This window comes from Nocardia neocaledoniensis, assembly GCF_003182135.1.
GTDB lineage: Bacteria > Actinomycetota > Actinomycetes > Mycobacteriales > Mycobacteriaceae > Nocardia > Nocardia neocaledoniensis.
In genome coordinates this window covers 271049-286865 of record NZ_QGTL01000005.1, presented here as the reverse complement: position 1 = coordinate 286865, position 15817 = coordinate 271049, and the positions used below count along the sequence as shown (strand labels likewise).

The 15817-nt window shown below is 72.3% G+C and carries 17 protein-coding genes; 3 read left to right on the top strand and 14 right to left on the bottom strand.

From position 1 onward, the window contains the following. Positions 1-27: 27 nt before the first annotated feature. Both DFR69_RS16850 and DFR69_RS16845 read left to right on the top strand, forming a co-directional pair. A complete protein-coding gene (locus DFR69_RS16850) occupies positions 28-540 on the top strand; it encodes a hypothetical protein (RefSeq protein WP_110038508.1) in 513 nt (170 codons plus the stop codon). Positions 541-1060: 520 nt separating this feature from the next. Beyond that, positions 1061-1429 carry a hypothetical protein gene (locus DFR69_RS16845; RefSeq protein WP_186817530.1) on the top strand — a complete coding sequence of 123 codons (369 nt, stop codon included), beginning with the start codon at positions 1061-1063 and terminating at the stop codon, positions 1427-1429. Positions 1430-1495: 66 nt separating this feature from the next. On the opposite strand, the gene DFR69_RS16840 is transcribed toward DFR69_RS16845, so the two are convergent. Genes DFR69_RS16840 through DFR69_RS16790 form a run of 11 tightly spaced genes read right to left on the bottom strand, consistent with a single transcriptional unit; the run spans position 1496 to position 12446 of the window. Next, positions 1496-2095 carry a GNAT family N-acetyltransferase gene (locus tag DFR69_RS16840; protein ID WP_110038506.1) on the bottom strand — a complete coding sequence of 200 codons (600 nt, stop codon included), beginning with the start codon at positions 2093-2095 and terminating at the stop codon, positions 1496-1498. Further along, a complete protein-coding gene (locus tag DFR69_RS16835; RefSeq protein ID WP_110038505.1) occupies positions 2092-3069 on the bottom strand; it encodes an ABC transporter substrate-binding protein in 978 nt (325 codons plus the stop codon). The genes DFR69_RS16840 and DFR69_RS16835 overlap by 4 nt, the downstream gene beginning before the upstream one ends. A 26-nt stretch (positions 3070-3095) precedes the next feature. Next, positions 3096-4184 (bottom strand): FecCD family ABC transporter permease, encoded by a 1089-nt coding sequence (locus DFR69_RS16830; RefSeq protein ID WP_110038504.1) that lies wholly within the window; start codon positions 4182-4184, stop codon positions 3096-3098. Further along, positions 4181-5053, bottom strand: a complete 873-nt coding sequence (locus DFR69_RS16825; RefSeq protein ID WP_110038652.1) for an ABC transporter ATP-binding protein — start codon at positions 5051-5053, stop codon at positions 4181-4183. Before DFR69_RS16825 ends, DFR69_RS16830 begins: the two co-directional genes overlap by 4 nt. Next, on the bottom strand, positions 5050-6117 hold the full coding sequence (locus DFR69_RS16820; protein WP_208643993.1) for a GHMP family kinase ATP-binding protein: 1068 nt from the start codon (positions 6115-6117) through the stop codon (positions 5050-5052). Before DFR69_RS16820 ends, DFR69_RS16825 begins: the two co-directional genes overlap by 4 nt. Then, positions 6114-6941, bottom strand: a complete 828-nt coding sequence (locus DFR69_RS16815) for a class I SAM-dependent methyltransferase (RefSeq protein ID WP_110038502.1) — start codon at positions 6939-6941, stop codon at positions 6114-6116. Before DFR69_RS16815 ends, DFR69_RS16820 begins: the two co-directional genes overlap by 4 nt. Continuing rightward, entirely contained in the window at positions 6931-8247 is a 1317-nt protein-coding gene (locus DFR69_RS16810; RefSeq protein WP_208643992.1) for an MFS transporter, read from the bottom strand. Before DFR69_RS16810 ends, DFR69_RS16815 begins: the two co-directional genes overlap by 11 nt. Next, positions 8244-9281: a mandelate racemase/muconate lactonizing enzyme family protein gene (locus tag DFR69_RS34870; RefSeq protein WP_208643991.1), complete on the bottom strand. Its 1038-nt coding sequence runs from the start codon at positions 9279-9281 to the stop codon at positions 8244-8246. The genes DFR69_RS16810 and DFR69_RS34870 overlap by 4 nt, the downstream gene beginning before the upstream one ends. Continuing rightward, positions 9278-10360 carry a PLP-dependent cysteine synthase family protein gene (locus DFR69_RS16800; protein WP_110038500.1) on the bottom strand — a complete coding sequence of 361 codons (1083 nt, stop codon included), beginning with the start codon at positions 10358-10360 and terminating at the stop codon, positions 9278-9280. Before DFR69_RS16800 ends, DFR69_RS34870 begins: the two co-directional genes overlap by 4 nt. Further along, positions 10357-11184, bottom strand: a complete 828-nt coding sequence (locus DFR69_RS16795) for a hypothetical protein (RefSeq protein ID WP_244198303.1) — start codon at positions 11182-11184, stop codon at positions 10357-10359. The genes DFR69_RS16800 and DFR69_RS16795 overlap by 4 nt, the downstream gene beginning before the upstream one ends. Next, on the bottom strand, positions 11181-12446 hold the full coding sequence (locus DFR69_RS16790) for an ATP-grasp domain-containing protein (protein ID WP_186817526.1): 1266 nt from the start codon (positions 12444-12446) through the stop codon (positions 11181-11183). The genes DFR69_RS16795 and DFR69_RS16790 overlap by 4 nt, the downstream gene beginning before the upstream one ends. Positions 12447-12546: 100 nt before the next feature. Here DFR69_RS16790 and DFR69_RS16785 point away from each other — a divergent pair, with 100 nt between their 5' ends. Then, positions 12547-13149 carry a GDSL-type esterase/lipase family protein gene (locus DFR69_RS16785; RefSeq protein WP_110038499.1) on the top strand — a complete coding sequence of 201 codons (603 nt, stop codon included), beginning with the start codon at positions 12547-12549 and terminating at the stop codon, positions 13147-13149. A 55-nt stretch (positions 13150-13204) separates the two neighbouring features. Here the strand turns inward: DFR69_RS16785 and DFR69_RS16780 are convergent, their stop codons facing one another. The 3 genes from DFR69_RS16780 to DFR69_RS16770 are packed head-to-tail and all read right to left on the bottom strand — an operon-like array spanning position 13205 to position 15803. After that, the gene (locus tag DFR69_RS16780; protein ID WP_110038498.1) at positions 13205-14167 is read right to left on the bottom strand and encodes an ABC transporter substrate-binding protein; all 963 of its coding nucleotides are present in this window, start codon (positions 14165-14167) and stop codon (positions 13205-13207) included. A 24-nt stretch (positions 14168-14191) separates the two neighbouring features. Further along, positions 14192-14950 (bottom strand): ABC transporter ATP-binding protein, encoded by a 759-nt coding sequence (locus DFR69_RS16775; RefSeq protein ID WP_110038497.1) that lies wholly within the window; start codon positions 14948-14950, stop codon positions 14192-14194. A 1-nt stretch (position 14951) separates the two neighbouring features. Then, a complete protein-coding gene (locus DFR69_RS16770) occupies positions 14952-15803 on the bottom strand; it encodes an ABC transporter permease (protein WP_110038496.1) in 852 nt (283 codons plus the stop codon). Between the last annotated feature and the right edge of the window lie 14 nt (positions 15804-15817).

Here is a 15817-nt window from a genome sequence, read left to right as displayed (position 1 = left end):
CCGCCGGCGCCGCGGGCATGATGGGGTATGGATTCCGGTCGGACGTTCTCCTTCGAGGAGATGGTCGAACGCACCAACGCGCTCAGGACCTCGCCCGAGGTCCAGGCGATCCGCAGGGAGATCGGCCTGCTCCGGCTCGCGGCGCATTCTCCGGACGAGGCCGTGGAGCGCCGGGTCGCGGCGGCGACCAGGGCCGGGGCCCTGCAGACGACGATCGCACGGCTGTCCGTCGGCACGCTGGGCACCCGCGCCGAGGGCGCCGCTCGACTCGCGTACGACGACTTCGACCACGGAAGAGTGCTGGCGACAACCGAACTCGGTGCCGCTCACCCACTCCTGCTCCGCCTGGTCGGGCAGTTCGTCCTGCTGCTGCGCGAGATGGAGCACTACCGGATGCTCGGACTCCTGATGGCCAAGCTCACCGTTCTCCGAGCGACCGAAGCCTTCGACGACCTCGAGCCCCGCGCCCGCGCCGCGGCCGCCGCGGAGTGGAAAGCCCTCTCCGACACCATCGAATCCTGGAGCGCTACAAGCGGATAGCGGGTCGCTCTACCCCGGGAAAACCGGTCGCCAGGAGGCGACGAGCTCGACGAGGTTCGCGAAGTCGGGGCCGGGCACCGGGATCCGGTCGACCGACTCGCCGTTGAGCCAGTGGACGGTCTTCTCGTCGTCGTAGCTCCGTCGATGTCGGCGAACAGGGAGCGGGGGAACAGGTTGTAGCGGTCGACGATCAGCTCGTCGGCGTCGACGCGCAGCGAGAGCATCAGCTCGAGGTCGGCGCCCAGCGAGCAATCGGCGATCGTTCGGCCGGCGCGATTGGTCGCGAAAGGCAGGGTCACCCGCCGCCGATCGGGAAGCCGCACCGTCGTCGGTGCGCGGGCGGGCAGGTCGGCGTGGTCGGCGAGGATCAGCAGCGCCCGCTCGACCGCGTCCGGCCGGACGAAGATCTCGTACTCCGCCGAGTCCCCCACGACGCCCTCCCCCGTTTCGGCTACCGGTCCCGTCCCGGCAGTCTGCCACCGGATACTCTCAGGTCTCGAGCGCGGGAGGGAACAGAGATTTGGCGACATCGGCTCCCGTCCCCGATCTGCCTGGAATGTTCCCGGGCGCAGCCTGTTTCGAGATCGCCCTGGACACCACGGTCGGCTGGGCCACGGCGATCGACGGCTTCCACCCCGGCCGCTCCGGCGGCGTGGGTCACCTCGTCCGAGGCGAAGAGCTCGGCACCGGGTTCGCCGACTGGCTCGACCTTTGCGCGACCGATCCCGATTTCCGTGACACCCTGACGATCATCGTCTCCGACAGCGCCCCCGACGTCCTCGGTCGCATCCGCGTCCTCGGCGCCCACGCGACAGCACACGACCACCGCGTCACCGTCACCTACGACGAAGTGATCCTCGAACGGGCCCACCCATCGGCCGACCGCTGACGCCGCATCCCAGGCGCCGTGTAGCCGACACTCCCCGCCGTCCGGTCGACGGCGGGGAGGCGGTCACTACCGTGCCGCGCCGTCGGCCCTCGGGCCCTGGCCGACGGAGGGCGCGCCGGGATCCGTTCGGCGCAGTGGGATCTCGAGATGGACGGTCTGGAATCCGTCGTGCTGCCCTCGGGCGTCGTGCACGATGTGGCCGAAGGTCAGCCAGAAGTCCAGGGCGCCCGGTGTTCTCGCGTCGGTGTGCAGGTAGAGGCAGTCGAACGCGGGCGTCGCGCGGACATGCGCGACCGCCGCCCGCACCAATCGGGTGGCCAGCCCACGGCGATGATGCTCGGGGCGCACATACACCCGGAACAGCTGAGCGGTGGTGGCGTCCGGGTAACGCGCGGCCAGGGCGGCGGGGTGCGGCGGGTGCGCCGGCCCCTGCGCCCGGATCGCCGTGGTCGCGACGATCGCCCCCTCGTGTTCGGCCACCCAGAGCCGATTGCGGGGATGCCGCAGATAGGCGGTGTCCGGATCGATCACGTCCTGGTGGTACTCGGGCAGGTAGCCGATACCGAACACCTGATAGAAGGTGTCCAGCATGACGCTGCGCGCCCCGGGCAGATCCGCCGGACGCGCTTCGCGCACGACATAACCGGTGACGGCGGGCGCGCTCATCGCAGCGCGCCCAGCTCACGATCCAGCACTTCCAATCCCTCGACGGCCACCGGGCCTGGTCCGGTGTAACCGAAGGGGGCCACGATGATCCGGTCGCCGGCGATCGCCCGCAGCCCCGCGAGCTCGGGACGCGCACGCAGTGCGGCACGGGCCGACTCGGGGGTCTGATCGCCCTGGGTGAGCAGGATGATCACCTCGGGATCGCGGGCGATCAGCGTTTCGGTGTTGGCCTCGAAGCTGCGCTTGGCGATGTCGCCGTAGACGTTGTCCAGACCGAGGATCTTCATCTGCGCGTCGACGGTGCTCTTGCCGCCGTAGGCGTTGAGCTTGGCGCCGTCGCGGGAGATGATCAGCGCGGCCGCGGGCGTTTTCGCGGTATCGGCCTTGTGCCGGTCGGTCACCGCGGCGACCCGGTTCTTCAGCGCCGTCACCTCGGCGTCGGCCGCGGCCGCGGTGCCGAAGAGCTGCCCGTAGAGCGCGATGTCGGCGAACACGTCGTCGAAGGAGCCCGCGGCGTCGCGGCAGTAGCCGCGGGTGATCAGCAGCGGGATGCCGACCTGGGCCAGGTCGTCGGGGGTCACGGCGGCGCCTTCGAAGCTCACGACCAGGTCAGGGGCCCGGTTGATGATCTCCTCGCGGGCCAGTTCGCCGGTGGGCGCGGTGATCTCGACACCGCGCAGGTCCTCGGCGTACTCCCCGGGGAACGGCGCCGTCTCGAAGGTGCGGGCGACGAGGCGGTCGGCCGCGCCCGCCGCGGCGAGCATCGGCGCGCCGATGGATCCGACGGTGACGACCCGTTGCGGCGGCGCGGCGAAGGTGACGTCACGGCCGCAGCTCGAGATCGTCAGCGGGAAGCCGTCCGCCGCCGGTGTGGTCGAGGCGGCGGGTCCGCCGCAGCCGGTGAGGGTGGCGGCGGCGAGCACGGCGAGTGCGGGCGCGGCGACGCGGGTGAGCAGAGTGACACCGTTGGACACGGTATTCCTTTCGTGGAGTGCGATTCTCACGCAGGGGTAGCCGGCCGGAACCGGCGGATCAGCAGCAGGAGCAGGGGCGCGCCGACCGCGGCGGTGACGATGCCGATGGGCAGCTCCCGCGGCGCGAAGACGGTGCGCGCGAACACGTCGGCGACCACGAGGAACAGCGCGCCGATCAGCGCGCTCACCACCAGCACCTGCCGGTGGGTCCCGCCGACGCAGAGCCGGGCGACGTGCGGCACGATCAGCCCGACGAAGCCGATCGCGCCCGCGACGGCGACCACCGCGCCCACGGCGAGCGCGACGACGACCAGCGCCGCCAGCCGCACCCCGTTCGGGGCCACGCCCAGAGTGCGGGCGGTGTCGTCGCCTGCGGCGAGGGCGTCCAGCCGGGGCGCCATCAGCAGCAGCGCCGCCAGCGCGGCCGTCACGACGAGCACCGTGGTGCCGACCGAGGACCACGCGGCCGAGCCGAGCGACCCGAGCAGCCAGAACAGCACGGTCCGCGCGCCTTCGGGCCGGTCCGAGGCGAAGATGAGGAAGCTGGTCGCCGCCGAGAAGATGTAGCCGATCGTCACCCCGCCCAGCAGCAGCCGCAGGGAGGTGAGCTGCCCGTTGATCCGGGAGATGACGAACAGCAGCGCCGTGGCGCACAGGGCGCCCACGAACGCGCTGGCGGCCAGCGCCGTCGCGGTGGTCGCGGCCGTGACGCCGAACAGCAGGTACACCGCGGCGCCCGTCGAGGCTCCCGAGGTGACACCGAGAATGTGCGGGTCGGCCAGCACATTGCGCACGATCGTCTGCAGTACGGCCCCACTGAGCGCCAGCGCCGCGCCGACCAGGGCGCCGAGCAGGACGCGGGGCACCCGTACCAGCCACACGATGGAGTCCTGAGCGGCGCTCCAGTCGGCGGTGCCGGGCGCTCCGATCGTGTGATGGCCGATGATGCGGGCGACGGTCCCCGGCGGGACGGAGACCGGACCGAGCCCGGCGGCCAGCAGCACGGCGAGGGCGAGCGCGGCGCCGAGACCGCCCACCCACAGCAGGGTTCGCCCACGGTGGCGGGCGTGGTCGAGGTCGTCGGCGACGGGTTCGTCGAGCAGTGTCGTCGTCATCGGGACGTGGCCTTTCTCGCCGTGTCGAGCACCGTTGCCGAAGGTGCCGGCGCGCACGCTGATTCACCGTTTTCCGGCCCGGTCGCCAGGTCGTCCTGCGGCGTGTCCTGCTCGGTGGGTCCGAACAGGAGTTGCGGGGCGCCGAAGGCACTCGTGCGCCGCACGGCGATGCCGTAGACCGGTTCGAGCAGCTCCGGGGTCAGCACCTCGTCGACGGACCCCGCGGCCGCGACGCGCCCGCGGTCGAGCAGCACCAGCGAATCGCAGTAGCGCGCGGCCAGATTCAGGTCGTGCAGCACCACGATGGTGGTGGTGGCGGTGAGTTCCTTGACCAGTCCGAGCAATTCGTGCTGATAGCGGATGTCGAGGTGGTTCGTCGGCTCGTCGAGCAACAGGTGGTCGGCGTGCTGGGCGAGGGCACGGGCGATCAGGACGCGCTGGCGTTCCCCGCCGGACAGCGTCGCGTAGCGGCGGTCGGCCAGCGCCCTGGCGCCGACGTGGGTGAGCGCGGCCGCGGCGGCGATCCGGTCGGCACGCGAATAGCCCTGGTACGCACCGACCCACGGTGAACGGCCGAGCAGAACGGTCTCGGCGACGGTCACCGGCGTGTCGGGGGGCGCCTCCTGCGCGACCACCGCGAGCCGCGCCGCCAGCTCGCGCCCACGCAACCCCTCGACCGCGGTCCCGTCGACGGCGATGGCCCCCGACTCGGCGCGCAACGCCCGGTACATCAGGCGCAGCAGGGTGGACTTCCCTGACCCGTTGGGCCCGATCAGGCCGACGATCGACCCCGTCTCGACCTGGAAGGTGATGTCGTCCAGGGTGATCCGGCCGTCGTAACCGAAGCGGATCTGTTCCACGGTGATCATCGCACCCACACTTCCGCCGGTTCCTGGTGCGCCGCCGGGCCCACCGAGCGTGCGATGCCACCGCGGCCGGGCAGTGCCTCGGCGCGGCCACCGGCGAGGCCCCGGACGTGTTCGCGGGCGCGCTCGCCGAGTGGCGGGATCGCGTGATCATGGCCGGAACCCCCGGCGGCCTGCGGCTGCGCACCGTCGGGGGGCGAGGGCCGCCAGGTGTGGTGCACGCTCACCGAATCCGCGAACTCGGCGCAGATCCGCTGGGCGGCGACGACTTTGCGCCGGTAGTCGGCATCGCTGTCGTCGAGCAGGAGCCCCGTCGTGGTGCCGCTGTGGGCGACCACGACGCCGAGCGCGCCCGCCTCGCACGCCGCCGCGATCGTGGCGTCCAGGTGCGGGCGGTCACGCAGGGCCGCGCTCAGCACGGCGCTGCGGGTCGCCACGGCGCCGATGCCCGCGGCGTCGCGCCGGGCGATCGCGGTGCCGAGGCGGGCCAGCAGGGCGCTGTACTCGCCCTTCACGGCCGCGCTGAACGGCCGTGGGCGACGATTGAATTCGACGGTGTCGACCGCGCCGCCCTCGTCACCGACGACGACGGTGAGCGCGGGCAACTGACCCAGCCGCGCGAGCAAGCGCACCTCACGGTGACAATAGGCCACCGAGCCCGGATACATCACGCCGTCGGAGGGTTCGATGACGCGCAGTCCGGCCTCGATCTCGGCCGTCGACGCGGTCCGATGTTCGGCGTCGGCGATCGCGCGCGCGGTGGCGACGAGGTCGGCGGTGGAACTGGCCAGGCCCTTGCCCTCGGGCAGGTCGCTGAACACCGTCAGCCGTCCGCCGCGCAGCGCGGCGGAGCGCTCGATCATGCCGGTCGCCAGGCGCAGCGCCTTCGTCTTGTGGGGCGGGTAGACCCGGACGTCGGGGCCACCCGGTTCGAACAGCGCGACCGAGCCGCCGCGGATGGGCAGCGTGACCAGGAAGTGCCGATCGTCCTCGGCGGTGACGCCCTGCAGCAGCTCGCCGCAACTGCCGAAGGCGCTGCCCACGCCGATTCTGGTCTGCCCCGTCACCCGGTCACCCCGGCCCGGCGGGCGACGACGTGGAGCCGGTCACCGGTGAGCTCTTCGGAGAGCACGCCCTCGCCCGGCCAGGCGGGCTCGGTCAGTGGTCCCGGCTCGTCGAACAGCGCCAGCACGTCGAAACCGGCCAGGCTCAACAGGAATCGCAGCTCGCGCGGGAACAGCAGGCGCCAGGCCGTGTGCTGGACGACCGGGTCCTGGCAGCCGGGCCAGGACCATGCGCGGCGTCGGCGCAGCAGCTGGCCGGGCAGGTCGACGCGCAGCGAGGTGCGTGAGGTGTAGGCGACGCCTTCCCACTCGACCTCGCGCACCAGTTCCTCGTCGAGCAGTTCACGTCGTCCACGGTCGGTCAGCAGGAAGGCGCCGTTGCGCATCTCGAAGACCGCGAGCCCGCCGGGGCGCAGACAGTCGTGGAAGCTGCGCAGCGCGGCGACGAGATCGGTGCTGTCGTGCAGGTGCAGCAGGGTGCTGCCGAGGCAGGTGAGCACGTCGACCGGCTCGTCGGTGCGCACGGTGCGGGCGTCACCCACCGCCACCGTGAGGCCGGGATGGCGCTGCCGCGCGTAGTCGACCATGCGCGGCGAGATGTCGACCGCGCCGACCCGGTAGCCGAGTTCGGCCAGGCGGGCCGCGTCGCGGCCGGTGCCACAGCCGACATCGAGCAGCCGGATCGCCGGACCGGTCCCGAAGCGGGTCACCAGGTCGTGCACGAAGCGGGCGTTGCGTTCCCCGGAGTCGGGGAAGGTGCGTTCGTAGAGGGCGGGGTTGTCGGTGAGCAGGTTCTCGCTGAACACGACGGGTCCGTTACTCGCCATCGTCATCGGTGCCTTTCGCCGGGCGCGCTGTGGACGCCGGAACTGGTGGAGGAGAGGTGGTTTCGGGGCCGGGCAGCGTCGCGCGCCGGTGCAGCACCAGGACCGCGGCCGCCGAGCCAAGGCCCGCCGCCGCGCACAGCAGGGCGGGCGGCCAGGTCAGCGATCCGCCTGCCCGGTCGAGCACCGCGCCGGTGACCGAGGTCGCGGTGACGGTGAACAGGCCGGAGGCCAGATAGAACGCGCCGAAGTAGGTGCCGGTCAGCCGCGCGCCGGCGAACCGGCCGATGGCCTCGTTGACGAACGGCTGCACCGCCGTCACCCCGATGGCCAGCAGGACCGCTGCGAACAGGACCGGCGCGACGCGGAACGCGGTGTCGGCGACCCCGGTACCGGAGCCGCGCGACAGGTGGGCGGCGGCGGGCGGGACGAGGAAGGCCGCGCCCATGATCGCCATCCCGGCCGCCATCGCCGGGCCGCGCTCTGTGCGGCGCACCAGCAACCCGGTGACCCGGACCTGCAAGCTCACCACCGCGACGGTCTCCACGACGAACAGCGCCGCCACCGCCGCCGGGCCGTGCCCGGGTGCGGCGCTGTCCTGGGCCTGCAGGGTGAACAGGAAATAGATCTGGCTCTGCAGCGCGAACATCGGCATGAGTGCCATGGCGAACGCCCAGAACCGCCGGTCGGTGAACACGGTCGCGAAGTCGGCGCGCACTCCCCCGTCCGAGGCCGCCACGGCCTTCGCGGGCAGGAGCAGCCACTGCGCGACAGCCAGCGCGGCGAAAATCGCCGCGGCGACCACCGCCGTGAGGCGGAACCCCGCGGCGACGAGCACGGTGCCCACCACGGGCCCGATCGCCGACCCCGCGTTGCCGAACACGTTGAACAACGCGAACGCCTCCGCGGACCGCTCGCCGCTGTCGCGGGCGATGTAGGCCCGCACGGCCGGGTTGAACAGCGCGCCGGCGAACCCGGTGAGCACCGAGGCCAGCAGCACCACCGGCAGCGATCCGCCGATCGCGAAGAGCCCGAATCCGACCGCCCTGATCGCGATGCCGACGACGATCACGCCGCGCGCGCCCAGCCGATCCGAGGCCGACCCGCCGATGAGGAACAGGCCCTGCTGGCTGAGGTTGCGCACGCCGAGCACCACGCCGACGACAGCCGCCGACAGGGCCAGATCGTCGAGCAGATAGTCGGCCAGGAACGGCACCAGCAGATAGAAGCCGATATTGCCGACGAGCTGGTTGGTCAGCAGCAGCCGCACCGACAGGGGCAGCGTGCGAAAGGTCCGCACCGTGTTCACCCGCGCACCTCGACGCCGAGCCCGGGGGCGGCCGGTCGGCGCAGTACACCGTCGTGGCCGCCGAGCCCGGTCCACGGGTCCTCGGCCAGCAACAGGTGCCCGTCCAGGTCGATCCAGCGGGCGGCACCGATCAGCTGGACAGCGGGGGCGATGCCGAGCGTGCTGCTGGCCTGACAGCCCAGCAGCACGTGTTTGCCGTGCCGCTCGGCCCAAGCGATCATCGCGCGGGCGGCGTCGAGGCCACCGCATTCGGCGAGTTTGATGTTGATGCCGGCGATCTCGGGCGGCAGCAGGCGCAGGTCCTCGACGGTGCCCGCGTCCTCGTCGGCCACGATCGGCATCGGCACGGCTCGCGCCACGCGGCCCAGTGCCCGGTGGTCACCGGCCGCGACCGGTTGTTCCACCGCGGCGATGCCGAGGTCGGCCATCGCCGTGAGCACGCCGATCGCGACCTCGGCGGTCCACCCGCCGTTCGGGTCGAGCAGCAGTTCGGCGCCGGGCGCGGCGTCGCGGATGGCGCGGACGCGGGCGAGGTCGGCCGCCGGATCCCCGGCCCCGGCTTTGATCTTCAGGACACCGAAACCGTCGGCGCGCAGTCGCCTCGCGGTGTCGGCCGCTTCCACCGTGGGCATGATGCCGATCGTGTACGCGGTCGGCGCCGAATCCCGGTGCGGCAGTCCGAGAAGGGCGCCGACGGTGACGCCCGCGCGGCGGGCGAGCAGGTCGTGGACGGCGCTGTCGACCGCCGCGACGACGGCGAGTGCGTCCGCGAAGTCCGCCCGCAGCCGGGGCAACCGCGCGCGCAGGGCCGCCGGATCGCTGTCCTGGGTGATCGCCTCGGCGATGCCGGTCAGGGTGGCGTCGATCCGCGCGGTGTCGAGGCGGGCCCGTGGACTGGTGACCACCTCGCCGTATCCGGCGTGGCCGTCGTCGGTCAGGCACACCCACACCGCGTCGCGGCCGGTCATCGCCGCCCGCGAGATCCGCAGCGGGACTGCGAGTTCCAGTCGTGCGGTGGTCCAGGTGAGTTTCACGCCGTCACCTCCTCGGCGGAGTCCGGCACGGCGAACGAGCCCGGCGCGGACTGTCGCGCCGCGGGGTCCCGCACGATCGCGCACCGAGCCCAGCCGTGCGCCTCCTCCTCGGGGGTGGTCAGCACGGTCGGGGACGTCGCGACGCCGGCCCCCAGGCCGTGCGCGCGACACCAGTCGTCGTCGTAGATGGTGCGCAGGTAGCGGTGCGGACCGTCGGGGAACACGGTGAGCACCCGTGCGCCCGGTTCCCGCTCGGCCACCCAGCCGGCCACCAGTGCCGCCGCGCCGGTGCTCCAGCCGCCCGCGAGACCGGTCGCCGCCGCCAGCCGACGGCACGACGCGACGGCCTCGGCCGAGCCGACCCAGTGCACCTCGTCGAAATCGGCGTAGGCGACATTGCGGGGCAGGATGCTGCTGCCGAGCCCGCGCATGAGCCTGCGCCGGTCGGGCTGGCCGAAGATGCGCGAGCCCACCGCGTCCACGCCGATCACCCGCAGCCGGGGCCAGCGCTCGCGCAGGACCCGGCTGAGCCCGGCGCAGTGCCCGCCCGAGCCGATCGCGGCGACCAGCACGTCGACGGCGTCGACCTGGTCGAGGATCTCCGCGCCCATCGCCCGGTAGCCTGCGGCGTTGTCGGGATTGTCGTACTGGTCGGGCCAGAACGCGCCCGGCTCGGCGGCCACCAGCTCGGCGAGCCGATCCAGCCGGGCCTGCTGCCACCCGCCGGTCGGATGCGGCTCGGTGACGACGTCGAGTCCGATGCCGTACGCCGAGAACAGGGCGCGCAGATCGGGTTCGAGCTCGTCGTCGACCACGAGCCGTACCGGGTGCCCGAGCGCCTTGCCCGCCAGCGCCAGCCCCAGACCGAGGGTGCCGCTGGTGGATTCGATCACCGTCGCGCCCGGCGCGAGATCGCCGCGGGCCGCGGCCGCCCGCAGCATCGAGACCGCTGCCCTCGCCTTCATGCCCGCGACGCTCGCCGACTCCAGTTTGGCCGTGTACCAGCTGTTTCCGGCCGCGACGCGGGTGACGGGGGTGTTGCCGATCAGGCGCAGCAGCGCGGGCTGCGCGGCGATCACAGCTGCTCCCGATAGGTGAACACCGTGCTCGGTCCGCCGTCGAGCGAGAAGAACGGATACGGCTCGGCCGACACCGCGTGCACCCCGACGCCGAGGAACCAGGGCAGCACGGCGCTGCCGGTCTGGGCGAACAGCACCAACGGAGCGTCCCGGCGGGCTGCGATGCCGCGCAGCTCGTCGAAGCCGCCGTTGCCCAGTGACATCCCGGTGGCCAGGATCGCGTCGACATCGGAGGGCGCGGCGGCCACTGACTCGTACACCGGCTCACCCCATTCGGTGACCCCGCCCGCGAGATCGCAGGGCAGGTAACCGATCTCGCGCGCGCGGAGCTCGGCGAGCAAGGATCCGACCACGCCGACCACGAGGACTCGGCCGACCCCGGCGGGCAACAGGTCCACGACGGTGGCGGCTCGGCGCCGCGACTTCGCCAGCGAGGTCGGCCCGTCGATCACGACCGGCTCCCCCGGCCGCCCGCCGGCCCGCGGATGTGGTGCGACATGCATCAGGTAGGCGTCCAGCGCCGCGATCCGGACCGCGGGCGCGGGATGGTCGAGCAGGTCCGCGATCGTCGCGGCGACGCACTCGTCGACCAGTTCACCGGTCGCGCTGCCGGGCTCGAGCGCGCAGGAACCGACGGCGGCGCCCACCCGGATACTGAGAATCTCGTTGCGGTAGGACGTGTTCCGGCCCGGATGGCGGGTGCCGTAGGTGGTGAGGAACGCCGTCGACGCGCGCACGCTCGCCGGGTCGACGCCGAGCATGCCCGCGCGGGCCCACGCGACGAGGTCACCGACCGAGGCCGGCCGCACCGTGGAGTCGATCACGCGTGATCACCGGCCGCGACGAGCTCGACCCGCAGGTCGTCGATCAAGCCCTGCGCGAGATCCCCCGCCGTGCCCGGTGTTTCGTCGACGACCATCACATGCCCGAGGTAGGTGTTGTTGTCGGTGGCCCGCCGCACCTCGGCGCCGGGTCGCGCCAGCTTCTGCTCGACGATCCTGCCGTCGCCCGCCCACCCGTCCGCGCCGTCGACGCCGGCCAGCACGCCCGACTCGGCCGGGACGGCGAAAGCGATGGCGGCGCTACCGATTCCGGTCGGTCGCGGGGTCAGATCGGGGGTAGCTCCTGCCGCGACCTGGGCGTGCACCGCCGCCAGGTCGATCCCGGTGACCCTGCGCACCAGCTCGGTGATCCGATTACCCGCCGGTCGGGGGTTCACCTCGATCAGGCGTGGCCCGTCCGCGCCCAGCCTGATCTCGGTGTGCGCGACGGTGGCGTCGAGTTCCAGCGCCTCGACGGCCGCGACGGCGAGTGCGGTGATCGCCGCCGAGTCGTCCGGGCCCAGCGCCGCCGGGAACATGTGGCCCGCCTCGATGAACGCGGGGGCGCCGGTGATCCGTTTGTCGGTGATGCCGAGCACCGTGGTCCGCCCGCCCGCGGTCACCGTCTCCACGCTGAATTCCGGTCCGTCCACGCACTCTTCGAGCAGGATCTGCGGCGCGCGCCGCTGGCCGCGCGCGTTCACCGGGAAGTCCGCGATCCGGTCCACCGCGGCCCGCAGCTGCGTCTCGTCGTCCACGCGGGACACGAACATCCCGCCGCACAGGTCGACCGGCTTCACCACCAGGGGATAGCCGAGCGTGGTAGCGGCATCGGCGATCTCGTCCCACCGCGTCGCCACCGCGAAAGCCGGACCCGCCACCCCGGCGGCCGCGCAGATCTCCCTGGTCCGGTGCTTGCTGCACGCCGCGGCGACGGCCGCGCGGCCAGGCCCGGGCAGGCCCAGGTCGGCGGCGATCGCGGCCACCGTCGGCAGGTAGTAGTCACACGAGGTGAGCACGCCGTCGAAGCCGAACAGCGCGTGCAGTTTTCGCACGTAGGGCAGCAGTTCCGCCTCGTCGTTGGTGTCGGCGGTGAACACGTTCGCCGCGCCGAGCAGCGGGTGGGGTGTCGGGCTGTCGGGCCGCAGGTAGTGCCCGAGCCTCCTGGTCAGAAAGCTGAATTCGTGACCGCTGTCCTTGATTCCCGCCGGGAGCAGGGTGCTCATCGAGCCGACCCAGCTCTCCACCATCAGCAGATGTCCCACAAAGCCTCCAAGCCTCGAGCAGGCGCTAATGATAACCATTATCGTTAATTTTCGATAGTCGTGGGCCGGAGTGCGATCCAGGTCTCCTAGGATCGCCGGGGTGAGTGGAGATCTGCGCCTGTGTTTCCTCGGGGATTCCTTCGTCCAGGGCATCGGCGACCCGGAGTACCGGGGCTGGGTGGGGCGGGTGCTCGCGGCCACGGGCCCGGACGTGACGGCCTTCAATCTCGGTATCCGCCGCAACACCTCCGCGGACGTACTGCGGCGCTACGAACGTGAGCTCGACGAGCGCAGGGCGGCAGACGCCGATCACCGCGTGGTGGTGTCGTTCGGCAGCAACGACGCCGTCGAGGAGGAGGACGGCCGGGTGCGCGTCGAGCCCGCCGACTGCCTGGAGAATCTCGCCACGCTGCTCGCGGGATGCCGGCGTCGATCCGTCCGCGTGCTCGTCGTCGGGCCGCCGCCGGTGATCGATGCCGGCGCGGCGCATTTCGCGCGCGTGACGACGATCGCCGACGAGATGGCGGCATTGTGCCTGCGCGAGAACGTCCCGTTCATCGCCACGACCCGCGCGCTGGCCGCCGACCCGGTGTGGCGCGCCGAGGTCAGCGCGGGCGACGGCGCGCACCCCGGCGCCGAGGGCTACCAGCGCCTGGCCGACCTCGTCCTCGCCGGCGGCTGGCGGGAATGGATCGACAGCTAGGACGGCATGCGAAACCGCCGGTCGCGTGGCCGACCGGCGGTTTCATCGTGTGGCGCTATCGCTTCGGCAGGAACCCGTCGTCGAGGAACGTCGCGTAGTTCGGCAGTTCGGTGTCGGCGGGGATCTTGCCCTGGGTCTTGGCCCACCGGCCCAGCCCGTCCAGTTTGGCGGCGAGGTCGGGGGCGAGCTGGAGGGCGAAGTCGAACTGGGGCAACACCGTTCGCAGGAGGTCGGGCTGGAGCTGGGTGGCCGCGGCGACGGCGGACACGGCGGGGTCGGCCAGGTTCTTCAGGTCCCGCCCGGCGTCGTCCAGTGCCGCGAAGAACGAGGCGAGCGCGGCGGACTTCGTGGTAACGGCGTGCTGTGAGGCCAGGTACAGGCTGTGCTGGTGGTAGGTTCCGCCGGTCAGTTCGATCGCGTCGGCGCCCAGCGCCTGCACGACCTGGGCCTGGTACGGCTGGAAGATCGAGACGGCGTCGACATCGCGCTGGGTCGCCGCGGTCACCGTCGCGGACGGCGACACCTGTACGAGTTTCGCGTCGATTCCCCGGTGCGCCAAGGTGTTCGCGACGAAGTAGGCCGCACTCGTCCCGATCGGCGTGCCGATCGATTTGCCCGCGAGGTCCTCGACGCTGTCGATGCCCGCGCTGCGGCGCGCGACGATTCGCGACCCTTCCCAGCGCGCGCCGTCGCCGACCACGCGCAGCGTCGGCGATTTGGTGAGCACGGCGGAGCTCGGCACATCGGCCGCGGTGGCGATGTCGAGCTGACCGGCCGCCACGGCCTGCAGGGCCTCGATGCCGGACGGGAAGTTCACGACCTTCACCTTGACGTCGTGTTCGCCGAAGTAGCCCGCCTTGTCGGCGACCGGGATCTGCGCCCAGGACGGGTCGACGACGAAGCCGACGGTCAAGGTGGTGGGGTCGTCGGCATCGGCGGCGCCGCAGGCGGCTCCGGTGACGGCCAGGGTGGTCGCGGTGAGCGCCGCGGCGATGGTTCGAAGCAGAGATGTCTTCACTGGGTGGTCCTCGGGTGGGGTGGATCAGACGGTGGCGTGGGTGATCCCGAGCCGGTGGTGCAGTTGTTTGCGGATCTCGCTGTAGCCGGGTTGATCGGCGAGGGTGTCCGCGGGCCGGGGCCGGTCGAGCGGATTGACGAGGTGTTCGGCGATGCGGCCGTTGTCGAGCACCTCGACGGTGTCGGCCAGGCGGATCGCTTCGTCGATGTCGTGGGTGACGAAGACGACGGTGCGCCGGGCCCTTGCCCACAGGCCGGTGAGCAGGTCCTGCATCTTGAGCCTGGTCAGGGCGTCCAGGGCCGCGAAGGGCTCGTCCATCAGCAGCACCGCGGGTTCACCGGCCAGCAACCGGGCGATGCTGACGCGTTGCCGCATGCCGCCGGACAGTTCGCTGGGCCGCCGGTCGCGCACCGAGCGCGCGAGCTCGACGTCGTCGAGCAGTTCGGCGACGCGTCGCGGCCGGTCGGCGGCGGCGATGCCGCGGGCGCGCAGCGCGAAGCCGATGTTGTCGGCCACGCTCATCCAGGGGAAGAGCACGTCGCGCTGGAAGGCGACGCTGCGGCGCGGGTCGGGGGCCGTCACCGCGATGCCGTTGTCGCGCACCAGTCCCGACGTCGGGATGATCAGGCCGGCCAGGCAGTGCAGCAGCGTGGACTTGCCGGATCCCGAGGCACCGACCAGGACCGTGAACGAGCCGTCCTCGATGGTGAGATCGATGCCGTGCAGCGTCGGCACCGGGTTTCCGGGATAGTGCACGACCAGGTCGTGCGCGTGGATCGTCATGTCAGTGCTCCTCCGCGGCCCAGCGCGTGATCGGGGTGGTGGCGGCGGCGATGGCCGTGTCGACGAGCGCGCCGAGGACGCCGAGCACGATCAGGCAGGCGATCAGCCGATCGGCCTGCGAGAACAGCTGCGCCTGGTAGAGGCGGTAGCCGAGACCGGCTGTGGTGCCGGACATCTCGGCGACGACGATGAGCACGAACGCCATCGCTGCGCCGACGCGCAGGCCCGCCACGATGTCGGGAGCGGCTTCCGGCAGGACGATCTCCCGCAGGGTCTGCGCGCGGCCCGCGCCGAGGCAGCGCGCCGCCCGCAGGTAGTCGCGCGGCGTGCTCGCCAAGCCGACGTGACTGTTGATCCACACGGGCACGAACACCCCGAGCGCGATGACCAGCGCCTTGCTGCCCTCGCCGAGCCCGAACCACAGGATGGCCAGCGGGACGAGCCCGATGGTGGGAACGGGCGCGAGCAGCCGCAGCACCGGGCGCAGCAGACGGCGCCCGAGGGTGGTGGTCGCGGTGACGATCGCGGCGCCGAGACCGGTGGCGGCACCGAGGACGAAGCCACCGAGCGCGCGGCGCAGACTGGCGAGGATGTCTTCGGCGAGCAGGCCTTCGCGTCGGAGATCACCTGCGGCCCCGAGGATTTCGGGGAGGCCGGGCAGCAGTGCGTCGGGGAATCGGCCGGAGGCGGCGAGCAGCGTCCAGGCCAGCGCGGCGAGCGCGAGCCCGGCGACGGTCCAGCCCAGCGAGCCCGCGCGCGAGATCCACGCGGGGACGCGTCGCCGGCCCGGTGCCGGGGGCCGCTCGCGCGGTGTCGCGGCCGGCGGGTCGGCGGTTCGCACGGTACTTGTCATGGTGGTCAGTCCTT